This window comes from Nocardia sp. NPDC060220 (assembly GCF_042727815.1).
Lineage (GTDB): Bacteria > Actinomycetota > Actinomycetes > Mycobacteriales > Mycobacteriaceae > Nocardia.
On sequence record NZ_JBHWZY010000870.1, the window covers coordinates 1 to 2,821 of the forward strand.

3 protein-coding genes and 1 tRNA gene are annotated in these 2,821 nt (G+C 65.0%); 1 reads left to right on the forward strand and 3 read right to left on the reverse strand.

The window, feature by feature from the left end:
- The 3 genes from ACFWF3_RS30995 to ACFWF3_RS31005 all read right to left on the reverse strand — a co-directional run.
- Nucleotides 1-860, reverse strand: an 860-nt coding sequence (locus ACFWF3_RS30995) for an acyl-ACP desaturase (RefSeq protein ID WP_379317264.1), incomplete at its 3' end; no start/stop codon positions are given.
- A 230-nt stretch (nt 861-1,090) separates the two neighbouring features.
- Complete coding sequence (locus ACFWF3_RS31000) at nt 1,091-1,687, reverse strand: DUF937 domain-containing protein (RefSeq protein WP_378990559.1); 597 nt, start codon at nt 1,685-1,687, stop codon at nt 1,091-1,093.
- A gap of 137 nt (nt 1,688-1,824) precedes the next feature.
- A tRNA-Lys gene (locus ACFWF3_RS31005) sits at nt 1,825-1,900 on the reverse strand.
- 732 nt (nt 1,901-2,632) lie between these two features.
- On the opposite strand from ACFWF3_RS31005, the gene ACFWF3_RS31010 reads away from it, so the two are divergent.
- Nucleotides 2,633-2,821 (forward strand): TetR family transcriptional regulator (locus ACFWF3_RS31010; protein ID WP_379317266.1); only part of this gene is annotated, 189 nt, incomplete at its 3' end.

Below are 2,821 nucleotides of genomic sequence, written 5' to 3' on the forward strand. Positions count from 1 at the left end.
AAGCCTGCCAGCCGCTCACGGGTGGCCTCGCCACGCGCGGTGAAGTCGGTGCGGTCGAAGACGTTCCACTTCTTGAGCACCGGCTGCACGACCTCTTCGAGGTGCTGGCGCAGGTCGTAGATGCCGTGCTTGGCCATCAGCACGCCGTTGCGACGGAAGTTCGGCATGCCCGCGCCGGGCATCTGGAAGTTCTCGACGATCATCGAGATGGCCTCGATGGTCTGGTCGGGGCTCAGGTCCATCGCCGCGCCGCAGAGGTTGCGGTAGAAGATCATGTGCAGGTTCTCGTCGGCGGCGACGCGCTGCAGCATGCGGTCGGCGATCGGGTCGTCACAGACCTTGCCGGTGTTGCGGTGGCTCACGCGGGTGGCCAGTTCCTGGAAGGTCACGTAGGCGACCGAGTGCAGGAAGCCCGCGTCGACCTCGGTGGGGGAGGCGAAGCCGTTGGTCATGTGGATCATCCGGGCCTCTTCGAGGGCGACCGGGTCCACGCCGCGGGTGACAACCAGGTAATCGCGCATCACGATGCCGTGCCGGTTCTCCTCGGCGGTCCAGCGACCCACCCAGGTGCCCCAGGCGCCGTCCTGGGAGAAGTTCTCGGCGATCTCACGGTGGTAGGACGGCAGATTGTCCTCGGTGAGCAGATTGGTGATCATGGCCGCCTTGGCGACCTCGCTGAGCTTGGACTGCTCAGGATCCCAGTCGATGCCGCCCATGGCGGCGAAGTTGCGGCCCTCGTCCCACGGGACATAGTCGTGGGGGTGCCACTCCTTGGCCAGCGACATGTGCCGGTTGACGTTTTCCTCGGCAACCGGCTCCAACTCCGTGAGCAGTTCGAGTTGAGTCAGATCCCTTGCCATGTAAAAACCCTTCGCTGTCGTGCTTGCGGTCGAACGTCGCGATGCGGCCATACCTTACGGCACCGTAGGTGTGATGCGAAACGCAACAGAGCGGTTTTCCGACGATGTTGAGCAACGCCACAACTCGTCAGTAGATCCGATGGTCGTGCTGACGAGTCTAGGTGCTCGGCCCGCAGCATAGGGACTATCGCTGCGGGCCTCGCGACGTTAACTACAGGTAGATGAACATCTCAGCGCTTGCCGCCGAGCAGTCCGCCGAGCACGCTGCCCAGCGCACCTCCCGCGTTCTTCGACAGGGCGTCGCCGATCATGCCGCCGAGCCCGCCGGTGTTGCTGCTGCCGCCGAGCAGGCCGCCCAGCAGATCACCGAGACCGCCGCCGGAGGCCTGCGTCTGCTGCGGTGCCGGAGCCGCGGCGCCGCCGCCGCCGGTGAGCTGTTTGGCCACGTAGGCGAGCACGATCGGGGCGAGAATCGGCAGCAGCTTGCCGATCAGGTCGTTGCCGCCGGTGCCGCCGCCCGCGCCGAGCGCGCTGATGACGGTGTTCTTCTCGTCACCGAAGACGTTGTCGACGATCTTCTCGCCGTCGCCGACGTCCACCTGCTGCAGATCCACCGCGCCTTCGCCGTCGACGAGGCCGCCGTGGTTGTCGAGCGCGCCGAGCAGTGAAGCCGCGCCCTGTGGCTGGGCGGCGTTGGCCTGGAGGCCGCCGAGCAGCGTCGGCAGCGCGGCCTGCACGGCCGTGGTGGCGGTCGCCTGGTCGACGCCGAGCTGGTCGGCGATCTGGGCGATGGGTACTTGGGAGAGCAAATCGTCGAAGGAAGTCATCTCACTCCGCCTGAGGTCGTGGGCGCCCGGGAGCCCGGGTCGCGCTCAGGGTAGGTGAATCCGCGCACCGAACCCCTGGTTTCGGCGGCGTCTGTGGTTGGCGCGTCGCCACGTGACGATGGTCACGGTAGTAGTCGTGGTGCCCCCTGTAGGACTCGAACCTACGACCTAGTGATTAAAAGTCACCAGCTCTACCAACTGAGCTAAAGGGGCGCGCAGCGGAGTCTAGCGGACGCTGTGCCGAAGGACCGAACAGTCCCCCCGGGTCGAGTCGCGGGCGGCTGATCGCCGCTGGTGGCGGCCGGTAACGACGTGGACGTGCGCGACGATTTCCGGTAAACACCCGGTGCCCCAGCGGTGTTCGCGTTACGAGTTGCGTATGGTCATCGAATACTGTTGTATCGCAACATCTTTCGACAAGCAGGGGTGCAGCAGCGATGGAGAGGTCCAAGGTGGGCGCCGGTCTCGCGACCGTTCGGCGAACGTCGGCGGTGCCGGCGCGGTGGTCAACCGGGCTGCGCGCCTATGGAATTCGTACCCGAAGTAACCATTCCGGTTGCGCTCCGTTTGCTGGTTTGGATAACCGGATCGGATGTTCGGATGGGTACTCCAATCGCCGCGTGTCGACTCGCGAATGCGGGTACGGTGATCGCCTGGTGAATTTCGAAACAATCACCGGTACCGCGTTTTCCGTGGCTCCGGTGCAGGGTGTGGCGTTTCGGGAATTCACCGGCAGATCGCAGGCCGAGGTGATCGCGATGGGTGCGCGAACTCCCGGCAAAGGGGTAGTCGTTACCGCAGGAGGAGGCGGTTCTCACTGGTGGCGGGGCCGCTGTGCGAGGCACCGCGAGTCTTTCATACCGAAAGTTTGAATTAAAACCACAATTCGCACCAACGGTCTGTATTCGACCGTCGGCGTCGAGAAGGTTCGGAGGCGTTTCGAGCATGGCACGGCAGCAAGAGCGGGCGCGCCGGACACGCGCGGCGATAATCAAGTCCGCGGCCGTCGAGTTCGGGAAGAGCGGATATGCCGCGGCATCGCTCAACCGCATTCTGGAAGGTTCGCGCGCCACCAAGGGGGCGATGTACTTCCACTTCGACTCCAAGGAAGACCTGGCGCGCGCGGTGCTCGAT